The sequence below is a fragment of the Fusobacterium sp. SYSU M8D902 genome, assembly GCF_040199715.1.
In the GTDB taxonomy this organism is placed as follows: Bacteria; Fusobacteriota; Fusobacteriia; order Fusobacteriales; family Fusobacteriaceae; genus Fusobacterium_A.
This window is the reverse complement of the sequence record NZ_JBEFNA010000011.1, coordinates 24,683-46,717: the sequence shown is the minus strand read 5'-3', so window position 1 is coordinate 46,717 and position 22,035 is coordinate 24,683. Positions and strand designations below refer to the sequence as shown.

The 22,035-nt window shown below is 30.9% G+C and carries 24 protein-coding genes; 21 read left to right on the top strand and 3 right to left on the bottom strand.

From position 1 onward, the window contains the following. Positions 1 to 32: 32 nt before the first annotated feature. The 13 genes from secY to ABNK64_RS05875 all read left to right on the top strand — a co-directional run bounded on the left by secY (position 33) and on the right by ABNK64_RS05875 (position 8,556). Positions 33 to 1,313, top strand: coding sequence for a preprotein translocase subunit SecY (gene secY / locus ABNK64_RS05935; protein ID WP_300341726.1), 1,281 nt, complete (start codon positions 33 to 35; stop codon positions 1,311 to 1,313). 143 nt (positions 1,314 to 1,456) lie between these two features. Then, positions 1,457 to 2,365, top strand: coding sequence for a DMT family transporter (locus tag ABNK64_RS05930; RefSeq protein WP_349763801.1), 909 nt, complete (start codon positions 1,457 to 1,459; stop codon positions 2,363 to 2,365). A 130-nt stretch (positions 2,366 to 2,495) separates the two neighbouring features. Then, on the top strand, positions 2,496 to 3,137 hold the full coding sequence (locus ABNK64_RS05925) for an adenylate kinase (RefSeq protein ID WP_300341722.1): 642 nt from the start codon (positions 2,496 to 2,498) through the stop codon (positions 3,135 to 3,137). 24 nt (positions 3,138 to 3,161) lie between these two features. Beyond that, a complete protein-coding gene (map, locus tag ABNK64_RS05920; protein ID WP_291256218.1) occupies positions 3,162 to 3,926 on the top strand; it encodes a type I methionyl aminopeptidase in 765 nt (254 codons plus the stop codon). Between the two features lie 101 nt (positions 3,927 to 4,027). Then, the gene (infA, locus tag ABNK64_RS05915) at positions 4,028 to 4,249 is read left to right on the top strand and encodes a translation initiation factor IF-1 (RefSeq protein WP_005885934.1); all 222 of its coding nucleotides are present in this window, start codon (positions 4,028 to 4,030) and stop codon (positions 4,247 to 4,249) included. Between the two features lie 22 nt (positions 4,250 to 4,271). Further along, positions 4,272 to 4,385 (top strand): 50S ribosomal protein L36, encoded by a 114-nt coding sequence (gene rpmJ / locus ABNK64_RS05910; protein ID WP_005885935.1) that lies wholly within the window; start codon positions 4,272 to 4,274, stop codon positions 4,383 to 4,385. Positions 4,386 to 4,560: 175 nt separating this feature from the next. Then, complete coding sequence (rpsM, locus tag ABNK64_RS05905) at positions 4,561 to 4,917, top strand: 30S ribosomal protein S13 (protein ID WP_176846798.1); 357 nt, start codon at positions 4,561 to 4,563, stop codon at positions 4,915 to 4,917. Positions 4,918 to 4,974: 57 nt separating this feature from the next. Then, entirely contained in the window at positions 4,975 to 5,364 is a 390-nt protein-coding gene (rpsK, locus tag ABNK64_RS05900; RefSeq protein ID WP_005885940.1) for a 30S ribosomal protein S11, read from the top strand. A gap of 63 nt (positions 5,365 to 5,427) precedes the next feature. Beyond that, positions 5,428 to 6,015, top strand: coding sequence for a 30S ribosomal protein S4 (rpsD, locus tag ABNK64_RS05895; protein ID WP_291256219.1), 588 nt, complete (start codon positions 5,428 to 5,430; stop codon positions 6,013 to 6,015). Between the two features lie 27 nt (positions 6,016 to 6,042). Then, a complete protein-coding gene (locus ABNK64_RS05890; RefSeq protein WP_291256220.1) occupies positions 6,043 to 7,020 on the top strand; it encodes a DNA-directed RNA polymerase subunit alpha in 978 nt (325 codons plus the stop codon). 27 nt (positions 7,021 to 7,047) lie between these two features. Beyond that, on the top strand, positions 7,048 to 7,398 hold the full coding sequence (rplQ, locus tag ABNK64_RS05885) for a 50S ribosomal protein L17 (RefSeq protein ID WP_291256221.1): 351 nt from the start codon (positions 7,048 to 7,050) through the stop codon (positions 7,396 to 7,398). Positions 7,399 to 7,458: 60 nt separating this feature from the next. Then, positions 7,459 to 7,929, top strand: coding sequence for a C-GCAxxG-C-C family protein (locus tag ABNK64_RS05880; RefSeq protein WP_349763800.1), 471 nt, complete (start codon positions 7,459 to 7,461; stop codon positions 7,927 to 7,929). A gap of 186 nt (positions 7,930 to 8,115) precedes the next feature. Further along, positions 8,116 to 8,556, top strand: coding sequence for a PTS sugar transporter subunit IIA (locus tag ABNK64_RS05875; RefSeq protein WP_349763799.1), 441 nt, complete (start codon positions 8,116 to 8,118; stop codon positions 8,554 to 8,556). Between the two features lie 54 nt (positions 8,557 to 8,610). On the opposite strand, the gene ABNK64_RS05870 is transcribed toward ABNK64_RS05875, so the two are convergent. Then, positions 8,611 to 10,491, bottom strand: a complete 1,881-nt coding sequence (locus tag ABNK64_RS05870) for a PTS fructose transporter subunit EIIC (RefSeq protein ID WP_349763798.1) — start codon at positions 10,489 to 10,491, stop codon at positions 8,611 to 8,613. A 173-nt stretch (positions 10,492 to 10,664) separates the two neighbouring features. Here ABNK64_RS05870 and ABNK64_RS05865 point away from each other — a divergent pair, with 173 nt between their 5' ends. Further along, positions 10,665 to 12,719, top strand: a complete 2,055-nt coding sequence (locus tag ABNK64_RS05865; RefSeq protein ID WP_349763797.1) for a BglG family transcription antiterminator — start codon at positions 10,665 to 10,667, stop codon at positions 12,717 to 12,719. A 56-nt stretch (positions 12,720 to 12,775) separates the two neighbouring features. Here ABNK64_RS05865 and ABNK64_RS05860 read toward each other — a convergent pair whose 3' ends face one another. Continuing rightward, positions 12,776 to 12,976 carry a cold-shock protein gene (locus ABNK64_RS05860; protein WP_291256227.1) on the bottom strand — a complete coding sequence of 67 codons (201 nt, stop codon included), beginning with the start codon at positions 12,974 to 12,976 and terminating at the stop codon, positions 12,776 to 12,778. A 231-nt stretch (positions 12,977 to 13,207) separates the two neighbouring features. On the opposite strand from ABNK64_RS05860, the gene ABNK64_RS05855 reads away from it, so the two are divergent. Further along, positions 13,208 to 13,798 (top strand): ComF family protein, encoded by a 591-nt coding sequence (locus ABNK64_RS05855; protein ID WP_291256228.1) that lies wholly within the window; start codon positions 13,208 to 13,210, stop codon positions 13,796 to 13,798. A gap of 72 nt (positions 13,799 to 13,870) precedes the next feature. Here the strand turns inward: ABNK64_RS05855 and ABNK64_RS05850 are convergent, their stop codons facing one another. After that, positions 13,871 to 15,418, bottom strand: a complete 1,548-nt coding sequence (locus ABNK64_RS05850) for a sodium:solute symporter family protein (protein WP_300341707.1) — start codon at positions 15,416 to 15,418, stop codon at positions 13,871 to 13,873. A 343-nt stretch (positions 15,419 to 15,761) separates the two neighbouring features. Between ABNK64_RS05850 and ABNK64_RS05845 the strand changes: the two genes are divergently transcribed. The 6 genes from ABNK64_RS05845 to ABNK64_RS05820 all read left to right on the top strand — a co-directional run bounded on the left by ABNK64_RS05845 (position 15,762) and on the right by ABNK64_RS05820 (position 21,909). After that, on the top strand, positions 15,762 to 16,787 hold the full coding sequence (locus ABNK64_RS05845) for a substrate-binding domain-containing protein (protein WP_300389855.1): 1,026 nt from the start codon (positions 15,762 to 15,764) through the stop codon (positions 16,785 to 16,787). Between the two features lie 25 nt (positions 16,788 to 16,812). Then, a complete protein-coding gene (locus ABNK64_RS05840) occupies positions 16,813 to 17,799 on the top strand; it encodes a sialic acid TRAP transporter substrate-binding protein SiaP (RefSeq protein WP_291256230.1) in 987 nt (328 codons plus the stop codon). Positions 17,800 to 17,824: 25 nt separating this feature from the next. Continuing rightward, positions 17,825 to 19,672 (top strand): TRAP transporter large permease, encoded by a 1,848-nt coding sequence (locus tag ABNK64_RS05835; RefSeq protein WP_349763796.1) that lies wholly within the window; start codon positions 17,825 to 17,827, stop codon positions 19,670 to 19,672. A 93-nt stretch (positions 19,673 to 19,765) separates the two neighbouring features. Continuing rightward, positions 19,766 to 20,674, top strand: a complete 909-nt coding sequence (locus tag ABNK64_RS05830; protein WP_349763795.1) for an ROK family protein — start codon at positions 19,766 to 19,768, stop codon at positions 20,672 to 20,674. A gap of 74 nt (positions 20,675 to 20,748) precedes the next feature. Further along, entirely contained in the window at positions 20,749 to 21,210 is a 462-nt protein-coding gene (locus ABNK64_RS05825; RefSeq protein ID WP_291256233.1) for a NanQ anomerase/TabA/YiaL family protein, read from the top strand. A 24-nt stretch (positions 21,211 to 21,234) separates the two neighbouring features. Further along, on the top strand, positions 21,235 to 21,909 hold the full coding sequence (locus ABNK64_RS05820; protein ID WP_349763794.1) for an N-acetylmannosamine-6-phosphate 2-epimerase: 675 nt from the start codon (positions 21,235 to 21,237) through the stop codon (positions 21,907 to 21,909). The last annotated feature ends 126 nt before the right edge of the window (positions 21,910 to 22,035 follow it).

Below are 22,035 nucleotides of genomic sequence, written 5' to 3'. Positions count from 1 at the left end.
CTTGCTAAAACCTAAAGCGAGGTGAAGTTGTTTTGACTTTAATGGAAAAATTTAATACGAAATTGAGTAGCATTATGAGGATTCCCGAATTAAGGGAGAGAATCGTCTTCACCTTGTTGATGTTTTTAGTTGCAAGAGTTGGGACATATATTCCTGCACCAGGAGTAGATGTCGACAGACTTGCAACTATGACAACACAAAGTGATATATTAGGTTATATAAATATGTTCTCAGGTGGAGCTTTTAAAAGAGTATCTATTTTTGCTCTTGGAATAGTTCCATACATTAACTCATCAATTGTTTTCAGCTTATTAGCTGTGATTATTCCCAAGATTGAAGAGATTCAAAAAGAGGGAGAATCAGGAAGAAACAAGATTACTCAATGGACTAGATATTTAACAATTGGAATAGCAATAATTCAATCTTTTGGAGTTTGTATGTGGCTACAATCAGTAGGACTAGTAACAACTCCAGGAACTGCATTTTTCTTAACTACTATAGTTACTTTAACAGCAGGTACTGTATTCTTAATGTGGATTGGGGAGCAGATCTCTATTAAAGGAATAGGAAATGGAGTTTCACTTCTAATCTTTCTAAATGTAATATCTGGAGGACCTTCAAACGTTGTTCAGACTATTCAAAGTATGAGAGGAAGTAAGTTTTTAATACCTGTATTATTATTAATAGCCCTAGCTGGAATATTAGTTGTAGCAGGAATAGTTGTTTTTCAGTTGGGACAAAGAAAAATACCAATTCACTATGTAGGAAAAGGGTTTAATGGAAGAGGAGGAATGGGACAAAACTCATATATACCTCTTAAGTTAAATAGTGCAGGAGTAATGCCTGTAATCTTTGCTTCTGTAGTTATGATGATACCATCAGCTATAGTTAATGCAATCCCGTCAGAGTATACTCTGAAAACTACATTGGCGATGATATTTAATCAAAGTCATCCAGTATATATGATATTATATGCTGCAGTAATCATATTTTTCTCATTCTTCTATACTGCTATAGTTTTCGATCCTGAAAAGGTTGCAGATAACTTAAAGCAAGGTGGAGGAACAATTCCAGGAATAAGACCAGGAACAGAGACAGTTGAGTATTTAGAAGGTGTTGTTACAAGAATAACTTGGGGTGGCGCTTTCTTCTTAGCGGCTATATCAATACTTCCATATGCAATATTTACTTCTTTTGGACTACCAGTATTCTTTGGTGGAACAGGAATAATTATCGTAGTTGGAGTTGCTATTGATACAGTTCAACAAATAAATGCTCATTTAGTAATGAGAGAGTATAAAGGATTTATATAGAGCTTTATATAAAAGGCACAACCTTAGGGTTGTGCTTTTTTTAAGTTTCATATATAGAACAATAAAAGAAAATTTTTCTTGAGATAAGATATTATTTATATTAGAATATTAAAGAATAGAAAATTTTAGAAAGGAATAGAAAAATGAGAAAAAAAGGATTAGTTTATGCAATTTTAGCATCGGTTTTATGGGCTATAGTGAATCCAGTTATTAAGACAGGACTTAGTTATAATATGACACCAATGAACTTTGCAGGTTTAAGATTTACATCAGTTGGAATAATCTTATTTATATATACTTGGCATAGAGGAATGTGGCAGGAGATAAAAGAAAATAGGAGATTATTTACACTGTTGATACTATTAAATATATTTTTAGGGTATGCAGTTTTCTATTTAGGGGTAAATTTAGTTGATGGAGCTATTTCATCTATAATAATGGGAACAACACCATTTGTAAATGTAATTTTAAGTCATATTTTAACAAGTGATGACAAGTTAAATAAACATAAGATAGTTAGTATATTGATAAGTTTGGTTGGATTGTTTATGATACTTGGAGTAAAAAGTACTGGATATTCATTAAATAGTGCTAGTTTTTTAGGAATACTATTTCTATACTTGAATATAGTACTTCAAGGTTATTCAGGAATTAAAGTAGCAAAATATAAAGCTAATATAGATCCAATATTTTTAAATGCTGTACAGATGTTTTTTGGAGGATTGTTATTATATCTAACAGGAGTTAGTATAGAGGGATACAGAAGTTTTATAGATAAACCATTGGGATTTTATGTTAGCTTAGGAATTTTAGTTTTCGTATCAGTATTTGCTTTCAGCTTTTGGTTTATGGCTTTACAAGACAAGAATACAAAAGTTTCAGAGGTCAATATGTGTAGATTGATAAATCCAATTTTAGGTGCTGTACTAAGCTGGATCATACTACCAGATGAGAAACCTACTTTCAATACTGTAGCAGGAATGATTATCATTGTATTCTCTTTAGTTTATTATTTTAAGGGAAAAGAGTATTTTGAAAGAGTAAAAAAATAGAAATAGCTTAAAAAAAAGAGTAGAAAATTAGAGTTTCTCTCTTTTTTTTATTCATAAAATCGTGCATTTTTTTGGAAAGTGTAGTATAATAGAAAAGTGAAAACAAAATAAATTTAAGGAGTGATAACATATGAATATAATGTTATTTGGTGCACCAGGTGCAGGAAAAGGAACACAGGCAAAGTTCCTAATAGAAAAATATGGAATACCTCAAATTTCAACAGGAGATATCTTAAGAGCAGCTATAAAAGAGGGAACTGCTATGGGATTAGAGGCTAAAAAATTTATGGATGAAGGAAAATTAGTTCCAGATTCAACAATTATAGGAATAATAAAAGACAGATTATCTCAAGAGGATTGTAAAAAAGGATTCATATTAGATGGATTCCCTAGAACTTTAGCTCAAGCAGAGGCTCTAGAAGTATTAATGAAAGAGATGGGAATAGCTCTAGATAAAGTTATATCATTAAACGTTCCAGATGAATTGATAGTAGGAAGAGTAACAGGAAGAAAGGTATGTCCAGCTTGTGGAGCATCTTTCCACGTTGAATTTAACCCTTCAAAAGTAGCAGGAAAATGTGACTACTGTGGTGGAGAGTTAATCACTAGAAAAGATGATAATGCTGAGACAGTAACAAAAAGATTGGGAGAATACCACTCTCAAACAGCTCCATTATTTGATTTCTATCAATCAAGAAATCTATTAGTTGAGATAGATGGAACAAAAGAAGTAGATGCTATAACAAAAGAGATTTTTGCTATCCTTGGATAATTTTATATTAGAAAGGAGTTATAAATGGCATTAATAAAGACTTTAGATCAGATAAAGGAAATAAAGAAATCTAATCAAATAATTGCAAGACTATACAATGATATTTTACCAAAGTATATTAAACCAGGAGTTTCTACATATGAAATTGATAAGATTGTAGAGGACTATATAAGAAGTCAGGGTGCTATACCAGGGTGTATTGGAGTACCAGGACCTTATGGAGCTTTTCCAGCAGCTACATGTATATCTGTAAATGAAGAGGTAGTTCATGGAGTACCAAATGGAAGAGTATTAAATGAGGGAGATATAGTGAGCATTGACACAGTAACAGTGTTGAATGGTTACTATGGAGATTCTGCAATAACTCTACCTGTTGGAGAGATAGATGAAGAATCTAAAAAACTTCTAGAAGTAACAGAAAAATCAAGAACAATTGGAATAGAGATGGCTGTTGCAGGGAATAGACTTGGAGATATTGGTCATGCAATACAACAGTATGTTGAAAAAAATGGATTTAGTGTAGTTAGAGATTATGCTGGTCATGGAGTTGGATTATCTATGCATGAGGATCCAATGATACCTAACTTTGGAAGAAAAGGAAGAGGTATTAAAATTGAAAATGGAATGGTGTTTGCAATAGAACCAATGGTAAATGTTGGAACATACAAATTGAATATGAAAGATGATGGGTGGACAGTTGTAACAAAGGATGGAAAAAGATCTGCACACTTTGAACATTCAGTTGCAATAATAGATGGTAAAGCAGTAATTTTAAGTGAAATAGAGTAATGTAAATCCATAAAAAAAGTTTAGATAAATCAATAATTTTTATAGACTTTTTGTGATTTACGTGCTATAATAATTTGAAGTTCTGTTCGATAGGAGGAATTATGTCAAAAAAAGATGTTATCGAATTAGAAGGTACTATTTTAGAAGCCCTTCCAAATGCGATGTTTAAAGTTGAATTAGAGAATGGGCACACTATTTTAGGCCATATCTCTGGGAAAATGAGAATGAACTATATTAAAATTTTACCTGGAGATGGAGTGACTGTACAAATCTCTCCTTATGACTTGTCAAGGGGTAGAATAGTATACAGGAAAAAAAATTAATATCACGAAAGGAGGCAGATGAATGAAAGTAAGAGTATCAGTTAAACCTATTTGTGACAAGTGCAAAGTTATCAAGAGACATGGAAAAGTTAGAGTTATATGTGAAAACCCTAAACACAAACAAGTTCAAGGATAATTTTGAAAGAGAGTTTGTTAAAAAGTACGACAATTATGACATGTAGTACTGTAAAGATATGTTGGCTGTAGAGCCATCTCCGAATTTAGGAAACGGAACATATCGACGAAAGTATTGAGCTAGTTTATAATTACTAGCAAAATATATAAAATTTTCGATAGAGGAGGAAACAATTTTGGCTAGAATAGCAGGAGTAGATATCCCAAGAAACAAGAGAGTTGAGATAGCTTTAACTTACATTTATGGAATTGGAAAACCAACTTCACAAAAAGTTTTAACAGAAGCGGGAATTAACTTTGATACAAGAGTTAAGGACTTAACTGAAGAAGAAGTAAACAAAATTAGAGCTATTGTAGAAACAATTAAAGTAGAGGGAGACCTAAGAAAAGAAGTAAGACTTTCTATAAAAAGACTTATGGATATCAAATGTTACAGAGGATTAAGACACAAAATGAATCTACCTGTAAGAGGACAAAGTTCAAAAACTAACGCAAGAACAGTTAAAGGTCCAAAAAAACCTATTAAAAAATAATCGAGTATTTTAGAGGAATTATAGAATTTTATAATTTAGCAAGGGAGGTAGCTTAAGTTGGCTAAAAAGAAGGTAGCTAAGATTAAAAAGAAAGTTAAAAATATTCCTAACGGAGTTGCCCATATACATTCAACTTTTAATAACACAATAGTTGCTATTACTGATGCAGAAGGTAAAGTTGTAAGTTGGAAATCAGGAGGAACTTCTGGTTTCAAAGGTACTAAGAAAGGAACTCCATTTGCAGCTCAAATCGCAGCTGAGCAAGCAGCAAATATTGCTATGGAAAATGGAATGAAAAAAGTAGAAGTAAGAGTGAAAGGTCCAGGATCAGGAAGAGAAGCTTGTATCAGATCATTACAAGCAGCTGGATTAGAAGTAACTAAGATAACTGATGTTACTCCTATCCCACACAATGGATGTAGACCACCAAAAAGAAGAAGAGTGTAGTCTCACTTATTTATTTTGAAAATTATTGCGGCAAAATGAATATAAAGGAGGAATATTTAGAAAATGGCAAGAAATAGACAGCCTGTATTGAAGAAATGTAGAGCGCTAGGAATTGATCCAGTAGTTTTAGGAGTTAACAAATCTTCTAAAAGAGGACCTAGACCAAATGCAAACAAGAAGCCTACAGAGTATGCAGTTCAATTAAGAGAAAAACAAAAAGCGAAATTTATATATAATGTAATGGAAAAACAATTCAGAAAGATATACGAGGAAGCAGCAAGAAAACTTGGTGTAACTGGTTTAACTTTAATTGAATACTTAGAAAGAAGATTAGAGAACGTAGTTTACAGATTAGGATTTGCTAAAACTAGAAGACAAGCTAGACAAATCGTTTCTCACGGACACGTTGCTGTAAACGGAAGAAGAGTTAATATCGCTTCTTACAGAGTAAAAGTAGGAGACGTTATCTCTATAATAGAGAACTCTAAAAACTTAGATATAATAAAAGCGTCTGTAGAGGATGCAACTGTACCAGCTTGGTTAGAGTTAGATAGAGCTGCTTTCTCTGGTAAAGTTTTACAAAACCCAACTAAAGATGATTTAGATTTCGATCTAAACGAGTCATTAATAGTTGAGTTCTACTCTAGATAATAAGCCCTTTTAATAGGAGTTGATTAAATGTTAAAGATTGAAAAACATGCAAGGGGTATCAATATAACTGAAGTAAAAGAGAATGAATTTAAAGGACAATACGTGGTTGAGCCTTTATATAGAGGTTATGGGCATACTGTTGGTAATGCTTTGAGAAGAGTTTTACTTTCGTCTATCCCAGGAGCTGCTATTAAAGGTGTGAGAATTAACGGTGTATTAAGTGAATTCTCTGTTATGGAAGGAATAAAGGAAGCTGTTACTGAGATTATCCTAAACATAAAAGAAATAGTTGTAAAAGCTGAAACAACTGGAGAGAGAAAAATGACTCTTTCAGTTAAAGGACCTAAAACAGTAACTGCTGCTGATATAATACCTGATGTAGGAATAGAAATAGTAAATCCTGACCAAGTTATTTGTACAATAACTACAGATAGAGAACTTGACATGGAATTTCTTGTAGATACTGGAGAAGGATTTGTTGTATCAGAAGATATCGAAAGAAAAGATTGGGCAGTTGACTATATAGCTGTAGATGCTATATACACACCAATTAGAAAGGTATCATATACTATCCAAGACACTATGGTTGGAAGAATGACTGATTTCGACAAACTAACTTTAGATATAGAAACAGATGGAAGCATTGAAATTAGAGATGCATTATCTTATGCAGTTGAGTTATTGAAGTTACACTTTGATCCGTTCTTAGAATTAGGAAATAAAATGGAAAATTTAAGAACTGATGTTGAGGACGAAGATGAGGATTCAACTACTCATTCTAAAGATGATAATATTCTAAATACTAAGATAGAGGAGCTTGATTTAACAGTTAGATCATTTAACTGCTTAAAGAAAGCTGGAATAGAAGAAGTAAGCCAATTAGCAAAATTGTCGCTTAACGAACTTCTAAAAATTAAGAATCTAGGAAGAAAATCATTAGATGAGATCCTAGAGAAAATGAAAGAATTAGGATATGATCTAAATCAAAATGGATCTCCTGAGTAAGAATATATAAGGAGGATAGCTAACTAAATGAATCACAATAAATCATATAGAAAGTTAGGTAGAAGAGCTGACCATAGAAAAGCTATGCTAAAAAACTTAACTATATCTTTACTAAGTGCAGAGAAAATAGAAACTACTGTAACTAGAGCAAAAGAATTAAGAAAATTTGCTGAGAGAATGATAACTTTAGGAAAGAAAAATACTTTATCTTCTAGAAGAAATGCATTTGCATTCTTAAGAAACGAAGAAGTAGTAGCTAAGTTATTCAACGAAATAGCACCTAAATATGCAGAGAGAAATGGTGGTTACACAAGAATCATCAAAACTACTGTTAGAAAAGGTGACTCAGCTGAAATGGCTATAATCGAGCTAGTTTAATAATAGTTAGATATGAGGGGAGCAATGAGCTCCTCTTTTTTTTATTTTAAGGAGGATCTTATGAATGTAAAACAAGAGGTAAGTGTAAAAAAAGTTATAAAGGATGCAGAAGATTTATTTGGTGGATTTTATTGTTCAGAAGCAGTAGTGAGTTCTATTAGAAGTAATTTTGAACTAGATATACCTGAGGAAGTTATAAAGATGGCCTCAGGTTTTCCAGTTGGAATAGGGGGATCAAAGTGTCTATGTGGAGCAGTATCAGGTGGAGTATTAGCTCTAGGAATATTTTTTGGACGTAGTATACCTAATGATCCAAAAGTAAAAAAATTAATGGAATTAACAAAGGAACTTCACGATTGGTTTAAAGTAGCTAATGGGAAGAATAGTCTATGTTGTCGTGTATTAACTAGAGAATTTGATATGATTAAGGCAGAACATAAGGAACAATGTACTCTATTCACAGGATTAGTTGCTGGAAAGGTAGCTGAAATTATAATAAGGGAGTTAAATCTTAAAAATTTAGATAAATAGAGAAAAATATATTTTTACATACTACCTATTATTTCTAGTTATCATTTGTATATAAATTTCTTTAAATAAAGTAAACTTTACTTGAAGTAATGTCATTAAAAAAGTATAATATTATTGTGAGATTAAATAAGTGATAATGCAGGGAGAAGAAATTGTAGATTACTATACAATTATAAGGAGGAAATAATGGGACTAATAACAGAGAAGTTAGTAATGTTAGAGTTAGATTGTAGCACAAAAAAAGAAGTGATAGAGAGAATGGCAAAGGCATTTGCTGAAGAGGAATTTGTTGAAGATTATGAAGAGTTTTTAACTGCTTTATATAAGAGAGAGGATATAGCACCAACTGCTGTAGGATATGATGTTGGATTGCCTCATGGTACTTCAAAAACTGTAAAGAAACCAGGAATAGCATTTGCAAGATTAAAAACTCCAATTATGTGGAATGTAGAAGAGAAAGAGATTGCCAAAATGGTATTTATGTTAGCTATCCCAGATGAAGGAAAGGGAACTGATAAAATTAGTGTATTGATAGATCTATCTAAAAAAATTCTTGATGATAGTTTTAGAGAAAAAGTTATGAAATTATCAAAAGTTAGTGAAATAGCTAGATTAATAAACGAATAGATAGTAAATAACCTCTCCAGATTAGTGATCTAATTGGAGAGGTTATTTTTTCTATTATTTTAAGCTATTTTGAATTAGAGTTTTTGGATCTTGAATAGCTACCTTAGTTTTAACATCTACTACTTTTATATTTTTAAATCTATGAGGTTCTTTAATAGCAACATCATGAGCAAAGATAATAACTTTAGCATTCTCAACATCTTTTGGAGTTATTCTGTTAACGATTCCATTTGCTCCTTGAGTTTCTACTTTTATTTTTACTCCTAATTTAGCAGCAGTTTTTTCTAGAGCTTTTGCAGCTAAGAAAGTATGAGCTACTCCAGAAGGACAAGATGTTATTGCTAAAACTTCTGCTTCTCCTTCACCTTGTACACTTTCGTAATTTTCAATCTCTTCTTTTAGCTCCTCTTCTTCAACAGCAACAGGTTTTAAACTATTTACAATTATTGCAGTAACTAAAGCTCCAGCTATAGTACCAATTATATATCCTATTTTTCCTTCAACAACTGGAAGAACAATCCAACCTCCCCAAGGAGCATGGTTAATACAGTTCATTAAGAAACCGATAACGTTTCCAACAATACCTCCAGCAACTATGGCAGGTAAAACTCTCATAGGGTCAGCAGCAGCAAATGGAATTGCACCTTCACTAATACCAATAAGTCCCATAATAGCAGCAGCTTTTCCAGCTTCTTTTTCATCTTTTGTATATTTTTTAGGAGACATAAATGTAGCTAATGCCATTCCTAAAGGTGGAGTACAGATAGCGATTCCAACTCCTCCCATCAACCAAGGTTGAGTATCAACTTGAGTTTGAGCAAAAAGAGTAGCAACTTTATTGATAGGTCCACCCATATCAAATGCAGTCATTCCACCTAAAATAGTTCCTAATAAAACTTTTCCACTACCAGCCATTCCAGCTAGCCAATTGTTCATTGCTCCCATCATACTTGCAATAGGAGTACCTATTATCCAGATTACAACTGAACATACTAAGAAAGTTCCAATTAGGGGATAGATAAATATTGAACCTAGTGACTTCATACTATCTGGTAATTTTATTTTCTTTAAATATTGAACAATAAATCCAGCTATAAAACCAACAATGATTGCTCCTAAGAATCCAGTTTTATAGTTTTGAACTGCTATCCAAGATCCTATCATACCTGGTGCTAAACCTGGTTTATCAGCTATAGAGTAAGCTATATATCCTCCTAAAACAGCAGTGAAAAGAGTAAGTCCTGCAATACCCATATCTGCCATCTCTTTTAAGAAACCACTATCAGGGACAGCACCTTTTCCAGATAACATTACAGCTAACGAAAGTAATACTCCACCAGCAACTATAAATGGAATCATATGAGATGTTCCAAATAGTAAGTGTTCCTTCATTCTATTTAAAGTTTGTTTAAAATCTTTTTTCTCTTCAACTTCATAAGTAAAAGTATTTTCTTCCACTTTTTCTTCCTCTACTTTCTCCTCTTTTAGTATGACATTTAGAAACTCTTTTTTAGTTTTAGCATTTTTTAACTCCTCTAAAAATCCATCTTCCATAAATAGAGTAGTCAAATTTGAAAGAACTTCTATATGAGTAGAACCTTTTTCAGAATCTGGAATAGCTATTAAGAAAGCTAATTCAACCTCGTTGTCTTCATCAACTGATTCCCAGTCAGAGATTTTGTTCTTTAATCTTATTGCTGAAATCTTAGCATTTTTAACAGTTGTAGATTTTCCATGTGGAATAGCTAACCCCTCTTCTAATCCAGTAGGAGATTTTGTTTCTCTCTCCATAACAACTTTAAAAAATTCATCTCTATTTTCTAAAACTCCACTTGCATCTAGAAGATCAACTAATTTATTGATAACTTCAATTTTTGTTTTGCAATCAGAATCAAGAACAATTAGACTTTCATCAATTAAATTTCTAAAATTCATATCTGTACCTCCATATTTTTATATATTTTGAGTATAACAAAATTTTATATTTTTGAATAGAATCTAATTTTTTCAAAAAAATATGATTTTTTTTGACTTTATCTGTTTTATTTTAGTTAAAAATTGTAATTTATGATATAATTTAAACAATAAGGATTTGGAAGGAGAGAGAAATGACAAATAGAATGTTAGAGATATTAAAAATATTTTTAGAGAATGGTGGAAGATCATCCTATAAATATATTTCTGAAGTGGTTCAAATAAATGAGAGAACCATTAGATATGATATAGAGAAAATTAATCAAACTCTTTCTGAAAATAGATTTAATATTATTGAAAAAAGATCTAAGGGTGAACTACTATTTACAGATTTAACTGAACTCTCTAACATAATCTCTTTCTTTCAAAAAAATATTTCTACTGATGAGATAAAAGATGAGATTATTCTATTCAAAATCTTATTTCAAGGTAGGATAAATTTAAATGAGCTATGTGTTGAATTGGATGTAAGTAGGACAACAATAAAAAGTATAATAAGAGTAATTCGTGAAAAATTTGAAAAGTATACTCTAAAGTTGGAAACAGAGGTTCAGAAAGGTTTAATCCTAGTAGGAGAGGAAAGTAGTATTAGAACAGTTCAGTTAAAATTTTTAAATAGATATTTTAACTATTTTTCTAATAACAGCTCTCAATATATAGTGAAACTATTGAAAGAGATATTTTCAAATGAATTGAGAGAGGAAGCTAAATTATTTATAGATCTATTGATGAAAGAAAATAATACTGTAATTGCTGATGAACCATATTTGACATTTCAAAATTATATCTGTATTATGATTTGGAGAATAAAAAATGGTAGAGTTTTAACAAGTATTGAGAATGAAAATTTTTTTAGAAGAACTACAGAATTTTTACAGATAAAGAGAAATGTAGGAAGATTAGAGAAAAAATTTGATGTAGATATAAATGAAATGGAGATTTTAAGAGTGACTGACCTATATCTAGGATGTCATAACTATTGTGATGAGAGTAATTTTTATAATTTTTGGATAGAGATAGATATTTTAGCTAAGAAGATAATAGAGAATTTTTCTATTAATATGGAGATAGATCTAACTAAGGACAAGGATCTTTTATATGGAATTATTAATCATTTAAAACCGACTATACATAGATTAAAAAATAATATCTTGTTGGAGAACTCCATTTTAGATGATTTTTTAAAAAATTATAAGCCTATTTTTGAAGCTACTAAAAAATCTGTCTATCCATTAGAAGAGTTTATAGGAATGGAACTTACTTTAGATGAGATCGCTTTTTTAGGAACTCATTTTAAGAGTGCCATAGATAAAAATTTTTCATTAGAGAAAAAAGTTCTAATTGTTTGTGGTTTTGGTTATGGAACATCAAAACTGTTAGCTCAACAATTGAAAAATACTTATAGTATCTTTGTGAAAGATATAATTCCAGTATATAAATTAGAGGAGTATGATCTAGAAGAGATAGATCTAATTGTAACTACTCTACACTTAGAGAATAGATTTTCAAAACCTCTAGTACAGGTGAATACAATCTTATCAGGTGACGATAGGATAAATTTAGAAAGAGCTGGTCTGCAGGAGCAACAGAGAAAGGTTAAATTCACTAACTTGATAAAGATTATAGAAAAAAATACTCTGATAACTAATCTATCAACATTAAAAAAAGAGTTAAAAGAGCTTATGGGAGATCTTCTTATTGATGATACCAGCAAAAATATACTCTCTCTTTCTGAACTTTTAGGAGATAATATAATTTTACAGAGTGAGGCTAAAGGTTGGAAGGAGGCCGTTCAAGATATTGGAGAGTTATTGATAGAGGAAGGAGCATGTAATATAAGCTATATAGAGAGTATGATTAAGAAAATAGAAGAGTATGGATCCTATATGGTAACTAATAAAAAAATTGCTATTCCTCACAGTAAGAATGATAATAATGTATTTAAAACAAGTATGGGACTTTTGATATTAAAAGAAGAGATAGATTTTCCAGGAGGTTTACCTGTAAAAATAATATTAATTTTTACATCTAATGATGGAGAGGAACATTTAGAGGCTTTGGCAGATTTTATGGATTTGACGAATAATCACAGTTTTATAGCAAAATTAGATGAGTTTGTAAATCCTAGAAAAGTATTAGACACCATTAAGAAATTTGAATTTTTATCTAAGATAGGAAAAAATAGGTAATAGTTAAAAAAATAGAGAGCGATTGATCGCTCTCTAAAATCTCTATGTATAAAGGATTAAGCAACTTTTACGTCAATAGCCATAGGACCTTTTTTACCTTCAGTAACCTCAAAAGTAACAGCTTGTCCCTCCTCTAAAGTTCTAAATCCATCTCCGATAATTCCAGTAAAGTGTACGAAATAATCGTTTCCATCTTCGCTAGTTACAAATCCAAACCCCTTCTCTTTATTAAACCATTTTACTTTTCCATTTAACATTTTACAACCTCCAAAAGAATAAAAAACTTCTTGTTCTTAAACAAAATCAGAGTTAAAGAACAATTAACTAGATTATACAATATGAAGTAAATAATATCAAGCATTTTTTTGAAAAAATCTTAAAAAACAGTTAAAAAATAATTATATTGAAAAAAAATAAGACAGTTCATTTGATTTTTACTCACAAAAAATGTATAATTTAGTTATAGAAACAATTAGGAGGGAAGAAAAGTGAAGATAAATCCTATGATAATAGAAGGAAACTGGCAGGAAGGTTATACATTAGATTATTTTATGCTAAAGAGTAATTATGAAGGGGAAGATATATTTGGTTATCCTATATTTGATGTTGAATATAGTGAGATTGGAAAAGCTTTAAATGAATTAAAATATCATAAAGAGTATGATAAGGCTATTGATATAGCAGAAGTTGCTACTGATTTTATAAGAAATCAATGGAAGATAGAGGATAAGATAGATGGAATAATAGCTACTCCTCCTACTTTTAAAAGGGAGATACAGCCACTTTTTCAAATAGTAAAACATCTAGGTGAAAATTTAAACAAACCAATTTCATTGGACTTTTTTAGAAAATTGAGCTCTGAAGAGATGAAAAAACTACCAATAGAAAAGAAAATGGAACTATTCAAAAATAGTATCAGTAAGGAGAGAAAACTAACTAAGAGAGGTAATATACTCATTGTTGATGATATTTTTAGTACAGGAGCTACTTTGAGAAATCTATGTGAATTATTGAAAGATGATATCTATGTAGATAATATCTATGTCTTAACAATTTGTAAAAATATAAAGAGTGAATAAAAAAAAGAGGATGATATACCGTATTCAAATAAGAACGAATATAGTATAGAAATCCTCTTTTTTATCTATCAATTATCCTAATTTGCTATCTTCTTTCATTTTCTTAACAGAAGAATAAGTTAAACCTTCTATTTGATGTTTTTCTGGTGAAGCAGTGAAAAATGAAGCAATAAGAGAAATAATAACACTTCCACCAATTATTAAGAAAGAGATCATAAACTCAAATACTTTAGGTTGAACATAATTAGGTATAATTGCACTAGCTATTCCCATAGGATTAGTTAGATATAGTGCTATTAATATAGAAGCTATAAATCCAATCCAAACAGCTTTTGTATCAACTTTTTCAAAGAAGATACCTGCAAGGAATACTCCAGCAATAGGTCCACCTAATAAACCAGTTATAGCTTGGAAATATAGGAACATATCTCCTTGTCCTGAATATAGGAAATGTACAGCAATTATTGTACTAAGGATACCAACTAACCAGCTAGACTTTTTAGCAAAAGATAGTTTTTGATGATCAGTCATATCAGGTCTTAAGTGCTCTAAAATATCTGCAGTCATACAAGTAGAAACAGAGTTTAAACTTGAAGAAACAGTAGATTGAGCAGCAGCAAATATAGCTGCTAAAACAAGTCCTGAAATACCAGTAGGTATATATTGGATTACAAAATATGGTAGTATAGCATTACCATTGATTCCAGCAGGAAGTTGTGCTTTGTATTTAAAGAATATAAATAAAGCAGATCCCATACCCACAAAGATAAAAATACTAGTAAGTAGTAAAGGAATATTCATAAATAAACTTCTTTTAGCTTCATGCTCATTTTTTGTAGTATTGTATCTTTGTACTATATCCTGACTTCCAACATATGCATAGATAGAGTTTACAAATCCACCAATTAACATAGTCCAAATACTAATTTTTGCTAGATCTAAACTGAAAAAGTCACTATTTAATAACATTCCATTTTCAGATAGAGTAGAAAATCCTTGTCCAACTCCTTCAGGAGCTGCAGTAAATCCAGCTATGATAATTAAAATAGCTCCAAATAGAAGAACAATAGTTTGTATAGCATCAGACCATAGTACAGCTTCAATTCCTCCCATAGAAGTATAAGCTACACAGAAAATAGCTACTCCAACTGTTAAAACAACAGGATTAAGTGATGGAAGTGCTTGTTGTAAAGCTAGTGTTGGTAAGTAAAGAACAATAGCCATTCTAACTATATGAAATAGAATAAAAGCTAAACTTCCAATAAGTCTAAATTTGTTGTCAAATCTTTTCCCAAGATATTCATAAGCAGTAGTGACATTAACTCTTCTAAAGAAAGGAACAAATACTACAGCAGCAACCCAAACAATAGGAATTATTCCTAATGGAGCCATACCAAGTAGCCAACCTTTACTAAAGACAGATGCAGGAATAGCTATGAATGAAATAGAAGATAATGCAGTTGCATAGATACTGCAAGCAGTAACCCAAGAAGGAACTCTTCCCCCTGCTTTGAAGTAATCTTCAGTAGAGTTAGCTCTTTTAGAGAAATAAACCCCAACCATAAACATTCCTATAAAATACAGTAAAATAACAATCCAGTTAAGCCAGTGCCAGCTCATAAATAACCTCCTAAATAATAAATTAAGTAAAATCAAAATTGTTCTCGTGAACAATATTGTTGCGTTGATTTATAATATTATTTTTATTAAAATTTGTCAACATATATTTTTTGAAATTATTGTACTAAAATAGTAAGAATAGGTTAAAATATACTTAGAATACTGAATTTTACGTGTACGCATGTGGGGAAAAATTTTTTCTCAATAAAATTTTCTAGTTTTAAAAAAATAATAATTGATTATATAGTGTCTTAAATGTACTGAAAAAATATAAAAAATTAGAGAAAACATTGACAAAAATAGAAAAAAAGGGTATATTATTATTAAATGATCACGTGAACATATTTTAAGGAGAGAGCTTGCTATGATAACACAAAAAGAGATAGCTGAAAAATTGGGGATAAGCAGAACAACTGTAGCAAGAGCTATAAATGGAAGTCCTTTAATAAAAGAAGAAACGAAAAAAAAGATTTTGGAGTTAGTAAAAGAGACTAACTATGAAAAAAATTATCTAGGAAGCTCACTAGGAGCCAAAAAGAGCAAAAGAGTGTGTGCTTTGGTAGTTAAATCTAGAAATGAGTTTTATACTCAAGAGATATTGAGAGGGATAGAAGAGGTAGCTAATGAATATAGAGCTTACAACTATCATATTGATATTAAGATAACAGATATTAACGATCCAGAGGAACAGTTAGATGTTTTAAAAAAAGTATTAAAAGAGAGAGATTTAGATGGAATAATAATAACTCCACTAGATAAGAATAGAGTATATGAAATATTAAAACCTAAATTAAAGGATCTGAAAATTTTATCGTTGGGAATTAGATTGCACAGAGATATTCCACATGTAGGTCCAGATCATAAGAAACAAGGGAAGATAGCAGCAGGATTGATGTCACAACTTCTACGTAGAGATGAAAAGATACTGATCATTGACAATGGAGATGATAAAGTTTCATCAAAACTCTATTTAGATGGATTTCTAAAAAGAATAACTGAGGAAAATTTCCAAATAGAGGGACCAATTAATTTGAGTGGAATAGAGGAGAGCATAGAGTATTTAGAGGAAAAATTGAAGAGCGATAATATAAAAGGTTTATACATCAATAGATATGCTCACGATATACTGGATAAAGTGCCACATAATCTATTAGAAGATAGAAAGATTGTAACTAATGGTATTGGAATAATTATAAAAAAATTGATAAGAAAAAAAATTATTGATATTACAGTAATGGAAGAGATAGCATCAGAAGGGTATATGGCAGGGAAAAGAGTATTTGAAATGCTATATAGAAACAAAGAACAAGATAGGAATTGGGATATTTCAAAATCGCACATAATCTTTTATGAGAATTTAGAAGATTAATATAAAAAATGTTGGAGGTTAAGTTATGAAAAAGAGTTTAAGAATTTTAGGACTAGGAATGTTATTTGGAGTAATGACAACAGCAGCACTTGCAGCAGAGTATGAACTTAAAATGGGAATGGTAGCTGGAACATCATCAAATGAGTATAAAGCAGCAGAGTATTTTGCAAAACAATTAAAAGAAAAATCAAATGGACAGATTGAAGTTTCTATTTTCCCAAATGGACAACTTGGAGACGATAGAAGTATGATAGAGCAACTATCAGGAGGAGCATTAGACTTTACATTTGCAGAATTAGGAAGATTCTCTATATTTTTCCCAGAAGCAGAAGTATATACTTTACCATATATGATGAAAGATTTTAACCATATGCAAAAAGCAACTTGGGAAACTGAGTTTGGTAAAAACTTAATTGGAAAAATCAATGATGAGTTAGGAATTACAATATTAGCACAAGGATATAACGGAACAAGAGAAACTACTTCAAACAAAGCAATCAAATCTATTAAAGATATGAAAGGTTTAAAATTAAGAGTTCCAACTGCACCAGCAAACTTAAACTATGCTAAATATTCAGGAGCATCTCCTACACCAATGGCATTCTCAGAAGTTTACTTAGCTCTACAAACTAACTCAGTAGATGGACAAGAGAACCCATTATCAGCTATAAGAGCACAAAAATTCTATGAGGTACAACCATATTTGGCAATGACTAACCATATAATCAATGACCAATTATACATTGTAAGTAACTCTACTATGGAGATGTTACCAGAGGATTTACAACAAGTAGTAAAAGCAGCAGCTGAAGATGCAGCAAACTATCATACAAAATTATTCGTAGATGAAGAAGCAAACTTAAAAGATTTCTTTAAATCTAATGGAGTAACAATAACTGAACCAAATACAGATGAGTTTAAAACAGCTATGCAACCAGTATATGAAGAGTATACTAAGAAAAATGGAAAAGTTGGAGAAGAGGGAATTAAAGAGATTAACGCAGTAAGATAGTATCAAAATATAGAGGGAGTTAATAATGAAAATAGTTGATAAATTAGAAGAGTGGATTGGAGGGACCCTATTTGTAGGAATGTTCTTGGTATTGGTGTTACAGATTATATCAAGACAGGTACTAGGAAAACCTCTTATGTGGAGTGAGGAGCTTTCAAGTTTAATATTTGTTTATGTAGGAATGTTAGGAATAAGTATGGGAATAAGAAAACAGACACACGTACTAATAGATTTCTTATTTACTAGATTTAGTCCAATGGTTCAAAAAATAGTTTTCACAATATCTCAATTGATTATATTGGTTTGTATTATCTTTATGGGATATTTGGGAAATATTTTGTATCAAAAGAAATGGATATTTGAGTTGGTATCGTTAAAAATATCAAGTGGTTGGATGTATTTAGCACTACCTTTGATCTCAATACTTATGTTATTCCGTTTTTATCAGGCATATAAAGAGAACTATGAAAATGATAAAGTTCTTATAAAACCAGTATTTATACTTATAGCTCTAGCTATAATAATAGGTTTAGTAATAGTAAATCCAAAGATATTTGCTGCATTGAGAGTATCTAAATATATCAAATTAGGTAGTATGGGTGGATTTGTAACAATAGCTGTATGGCTAGTAATGATATTTGCTGGACTTCCAGTAGGATGGTCATTAATGGCAGCAACACTTTTCTATTTCTCAACTGGAAGATGGAATGTAGTATATTTTGCATCAGCAAAATTAGTAGATAGTTTAAATAGTTTTAGCTTATTGAGTGTACCGTTCTTTGTACTTACAGGTATATTGATGAATGGTTCAGGAATCACTGAAAGAATATTCAACTTTGCAAAAGCATTATTGGGACACTATACTGGAGGAATGGGACATGTAAACGTAGCAGCATCTCTTATTTTCTCTGGAATGTCAGGATCAGCTATTGCAGATGCTGGTGGATTGGGACAATTGGAAATAAAGGCTATGAGAGATGAGGGTTATGATGATGATATCTGTGGAGGTATCACAGCAGCTTCTTGTATAATAGGTCCATTAGTGCCACCTAGTATCAGTATGATAGTTTATGGTGTAATTGCTAACCAATCAATAGCAAAACTATTCTTAGCAGGATTTGTTCCTGGAGTATTAACAACAATAGCTTTAATGATAATGAACTATTTTATTTGTAAAAAAAGAGGATATAAGAAAGCTAAAAAAGCTACTTTTAAAGAGCAAGTTCACGCTTTTAAAAAGTCTTTCTGGGCTCTATTAACTCCATTTATAATAATAGGTGGAATCTTCTCAGGACTATTTACTCCAACAGAAGCAGCAGTTGTAGCAGCTCTATATTCAGTTGTTTTAGGAGCTTTTATATATAAAGAGTTAACTATTGAATCTTTCTTTAAACATTGTGTAGAAGCTATGGCAATAAGTGGAGTTACAGTATTAATGATAATTACTGTTACTTTCTTTGGAGATATGATAGCTAGAGAGCAGATTGCAATGAGAATAGCTGATCTATTTATGAAGTTTGCAAGTTCTAAATTAACAGTGTTAATAATGATAAATGCATTATTACTTTTCTTAGGAATGTTTATAGATGCTTTAGCATTACAATTCCTAGTATTACCTATGTTAATTCCTGTAGCTGCAAATGTTGGAATAGATTTAGTATTCTTTGGAGTAATGACAACTTTAAATATGATGATAGGAATTTTAACACCTCCAATGGGAATGGCTCTATTTGTGGTTGCCCAAGTTGGAAAAATGTCAGTAAGTACAGTAGCAAAAGGAGTACTGCCATTTTTAATACCAATATTTATAACATTAGTAATTATAACTGTTTTCCCAGGAATAATAACTTTCTTACCAAATTTAATAATGTAACAAAAAAAAGAATACAAGAGTAAAAAATTGTGATAAAATAAAAAGAGTGAATTTTTAATTCACTCTTTTTATAAATATAACTGAGGAGGAATAATGAAAGTAATAGGTATTGATATAGGTGGAACTGCAGTAAAATTTGCTCTTTTGACAGAGATGGGAGAGATTTTAGAGACAGGAGAGTTTCCAACAGAAGCAAATAAAGGAGTTGAAAATCTATTTAACAATATTTGCAAAGTGATAGATGGATATTTGTCAGAAGATGTATTGGGAATAGCAGTGTCTGGAACAGGACAGATAGATGGAACTATAGGAAAAGTAATAGGTGGAAACCCAATAATCCCAGGTTGGATAGGAACTAATTTAGTTGAGAGATTGGAAAGTAAGTATAAATTACCAGCTGTTTTAGAAAATGATGTAAACTGTGCAGCACTGGGAGAAAAGTGGCTAGGAGCAGGAAAAGATGATAAAGATTTTCTATGTTTAACAATTGGAACAGGAATTGGTGGTGGAATAGTTTTAGATGGAGATATCTTTAGAGGAAAAACTTGTGTAGCAGGAGAATTTGGACATATACAGATAGAAAAAAATGGTGAGCAGTGTCTATGTGGAAAAAAAGGTTGCTATGAGAGATATGCTTCAGCAACAGCTTTAGTAAAAATGGTAGAAGAGAAAACTGGAAAGAAATTAAATGGAAAAGAGATTTTTGAGCTTGAAAAATCTGGAGATTTAGAGATAAAATCAGTAGTAGATAGTTGGATAGACTATTTTACAGATGGATTGAGCACAATAGCTTATATATTCAATCCTACTTTGGTTGTAGTTGGTGGTGGAGTTACAAAACAGGGTGACTACCTTTTAGATAGAATTAAGAAGAGTTTAGATGGAAAATTAGGAGAGAACTATAAAAAGAATTTAGAGATAAAATTTGCAGAATTAGGAAATAATGCTGGAATCTTAGGTGCAGAGTATTTGTTATTGAAAAAAATAGGGAAACTAAAATAAAATGTATTGACAAAACTCAGAAAAGATTGTATGTTTTATATATATGTTCACGAGAACAAAACGGAGGTAAAGGTATGATATATGGAGAGATAAAAGAATTAGGAAAGTACAAAGGGATTTCAAAAAATTTAGATACAGCTATTGACTTTATATTAGAAGGTAAGTATAAAAATGGAGTAGTTGGAAAGAATATAGTTGATGGAGAGAAGGTTTATTTCAATCAGCCAGATTCACCTATGACAAAAGAGTTAGCTGAAGGATTTATAGAAAACCATAGAAAATATATTGATATTCATATGGTAATAGAGGGAGAAGAGAAGATAGGATATATCTCAAATACTGATATCAAATTGACAAAAGAGTATGATGATGCAGGAGATTATGAGTTATATGAGGGAGAGTTAGAAAACCTATTCTATTTAGATCCTAAAAAATATATAATTCTTTTCCCAGGAGAGCCACACATGGCACTAATCAAAGGTGGAGAGGAAACTAAAAAAATAAAAAAAGTAATCTTTAAAGTGTTAGTAGACTAATAAAACTTAGGAAAGGTGATATAGATGAATAGATTAGATAGAGTAAAAGGAAAATTAATAGTATCTTGTCAAGCACTTCCAGAAGAACCATTACACAGCTCATTTATAATGGGAAGAATGGCTTATGCTGCATATGTAGGTGGAGCATCAGGAATTAGAGCCAATACAGTTGTAGATATACAAGAGATAAAAAAGAATGTAGATCTTCCAATAATTGGAATAATAAAAGAGCAGTATGGAGATAATGAAGTATATATTACTCCAACTATGAAAGAGATAGATGCATTAGTAGCTGAAGGTGTAGATGTAATTGCTATAGATGGAACTAAGAGAGAGAGACCTGATGGAAGAACTTTAGATGATTTGATGAAAGAAGCTAAAGAGAAGTATCCTAACCAATTATTTATGGCTGATATTTCATCAGTTGAAGAGGCAGTAAATGCTGAAAAGATAGGTTTTGATATAGTAGGAACTACATTGGTAGGTTATACACACTATACTAAAGGGAATGATCCAGTGACAGAATTAGAAAAAGTTATAAAAGCTGTATCAATTCCAGTAATTGGTGAAGGAAACCTAGATACACCATCTAAGGCTAAAAAAGCATTAGATTTAGGAGCTTTTGCTGTTGTAGTAGGTGGAGCTATAACTAGACCACAACAGATAACTAAGAAGTTTGTAACTGAAATGGAAAAATAAAATATGATAAAAGGGGGGAAGATTTTAATTAGTTAAAATTTTTCTCCTTTTATGCATTATGCTAAAATTATAAGCTAAAAAAGTAAAAAAGGATTTTATGAAATTTGAAAAATGGACATATAGAAA

What these genes read in the sequence shown, in the direction of transcription:
- ABNK64_RS05925 (WP_300341722.1), top strand. Translation starts at nt 2,496, where the DNA reads ATGAATATAATGTTATTTGGTGCACCAGGTGCAGGAAAAGGAACACAG.
- ABNK64_RS05840 (WP_291256230.1), top strand. Translation starts at nt 16,813, where the DNA reads ATGAAAAAGAGTTTAAGAATTTTAGGACTAGGAATGTTATTTGGAGTA.
- ABNK64_RS05860 (WP_291256227.1), bottom strand. Translation starts at nt 12,976, where the DNA reads ATGTTAAATGGAAAAGTAAAATGGTTTAATAAAGAGAAGGGGTTTGGA.
- rpsD (WP_291256219.1), top strand. Translation starts at nt 5,428, where the DNA reads ATGGCAAGAAATAGACAGCCTGTATTGAAGAAATGTAGAGCGCTAGGA.
- ABNK64_RS05875 (WP_349763799.1), top strand. Translation starts at nt 8,116, where the DNA reads ATGGGACTAATAACAGAGAAGTTAGTAATGTTAGAGTTAGATTGTAGC.
- ABNK64_RS05835 (WP_349763796.1), top strand. Translation starts at nt 17,825, where the DNA reads ATGAAAATAGTTGATAAATTAGAAGAGTGGATTGGAGGGACCCTATTT.
- ABNK64_RS05870 (WP_349763798.1), bottom strand. Translation starts at nt 10,491, where the DNA reads ATGAATTTTAGAAATTTAATTGATGAAAGTCTAATTGTTCTTGATTCT.
- ABNK64_RS05880 (WP_349763800.1), top strand. Translation starts at nt 7,459, where the DNA reads ATGAATGTAAAACAAGAGGTAAGTGTAAAAAAAGTTATAAAGGATGCA.
- ABNK64_RS05830 (WP_349763795.1), top strand. Translation starts at nt 19,766, where the DNA reads ATGAAAGTAATAGGTATTGATATAGGTGGAACTGCAGTAAAATTTGCT.
- rplQ (WP_291256221.1), top strand. Translation starts at nt 7,048, where the DNA reads ATGAATCACAATAAATCATATAGAAAGTTAGGTAGAAGAGCTGACCAT.
- rpmJ (WP_005885935.1), top strand. Translation starts at nt 4,272, where the DNA reads ATGAAAGTAAGAGTATCAGTTAAACCTATTTGTGACAAGTGCAAAGTT.
- ABNK64_RS05820 (WP_349763794.1), top strand. Translation starts at nt 21,235, where the DNA reads ATGAATAGATTAGATAGAGTAAAAGGAAAATTAATAGTATCTTGTCAA.
- ABNK64_RS05850 (WP_300341707.1), bottom strand. Translation starts at nt 15,418, where the DNA reads ATGAGCTGGCACTGGCTTAACTGGATTGTTATTTTACTGTATTTTATA.
- ABNK64_RS05890 (WP_291256220.1), top strand. Translation starts at nt 6,043, where the DNA reads ATGTTAAAGATTGAAAAACATGCAAGGGGTATCAATATAACTGAAGTA.
- infA (WP_005885934.1), top strand. Translation starts at nt 4,028, where the DNA reads ATGTCAAAAAAAGATGTTATCGAATTAGAAGGTACTATTTTAGAAGCC.
- ABNK64_RS05825 (WP_291256233.1), top strand. Translation starts at nt 20,749, where the DNA reads ATGATATATGGAGAGATAAAAGAATTAGGAAAGTACAAAGGGATTTCA.
- ABNK64_RS05930 (WP_349763801.1), top strand. Translation starts at nt 1,457, where the DNA reads ATGAGAAAAAAAGGATTAGTTTATGCAATTTTAGCATCGGTTTTATGG.
- ABNK64_RS05865 (WP_349763797.1), top strand. Translation starts at nt 10,665, where the DNA reads ATGACAAATAGAATGTTAGAGATATTAAAAATATTTTTAGAGAATGGT.
- map (WP_291256218.1), top strand. Translation starts at nt 3,162, where the DNA reads ATGGCATTAATAAAGACTTTAGATCAGATAAAGGAAATAAAGAAATCT.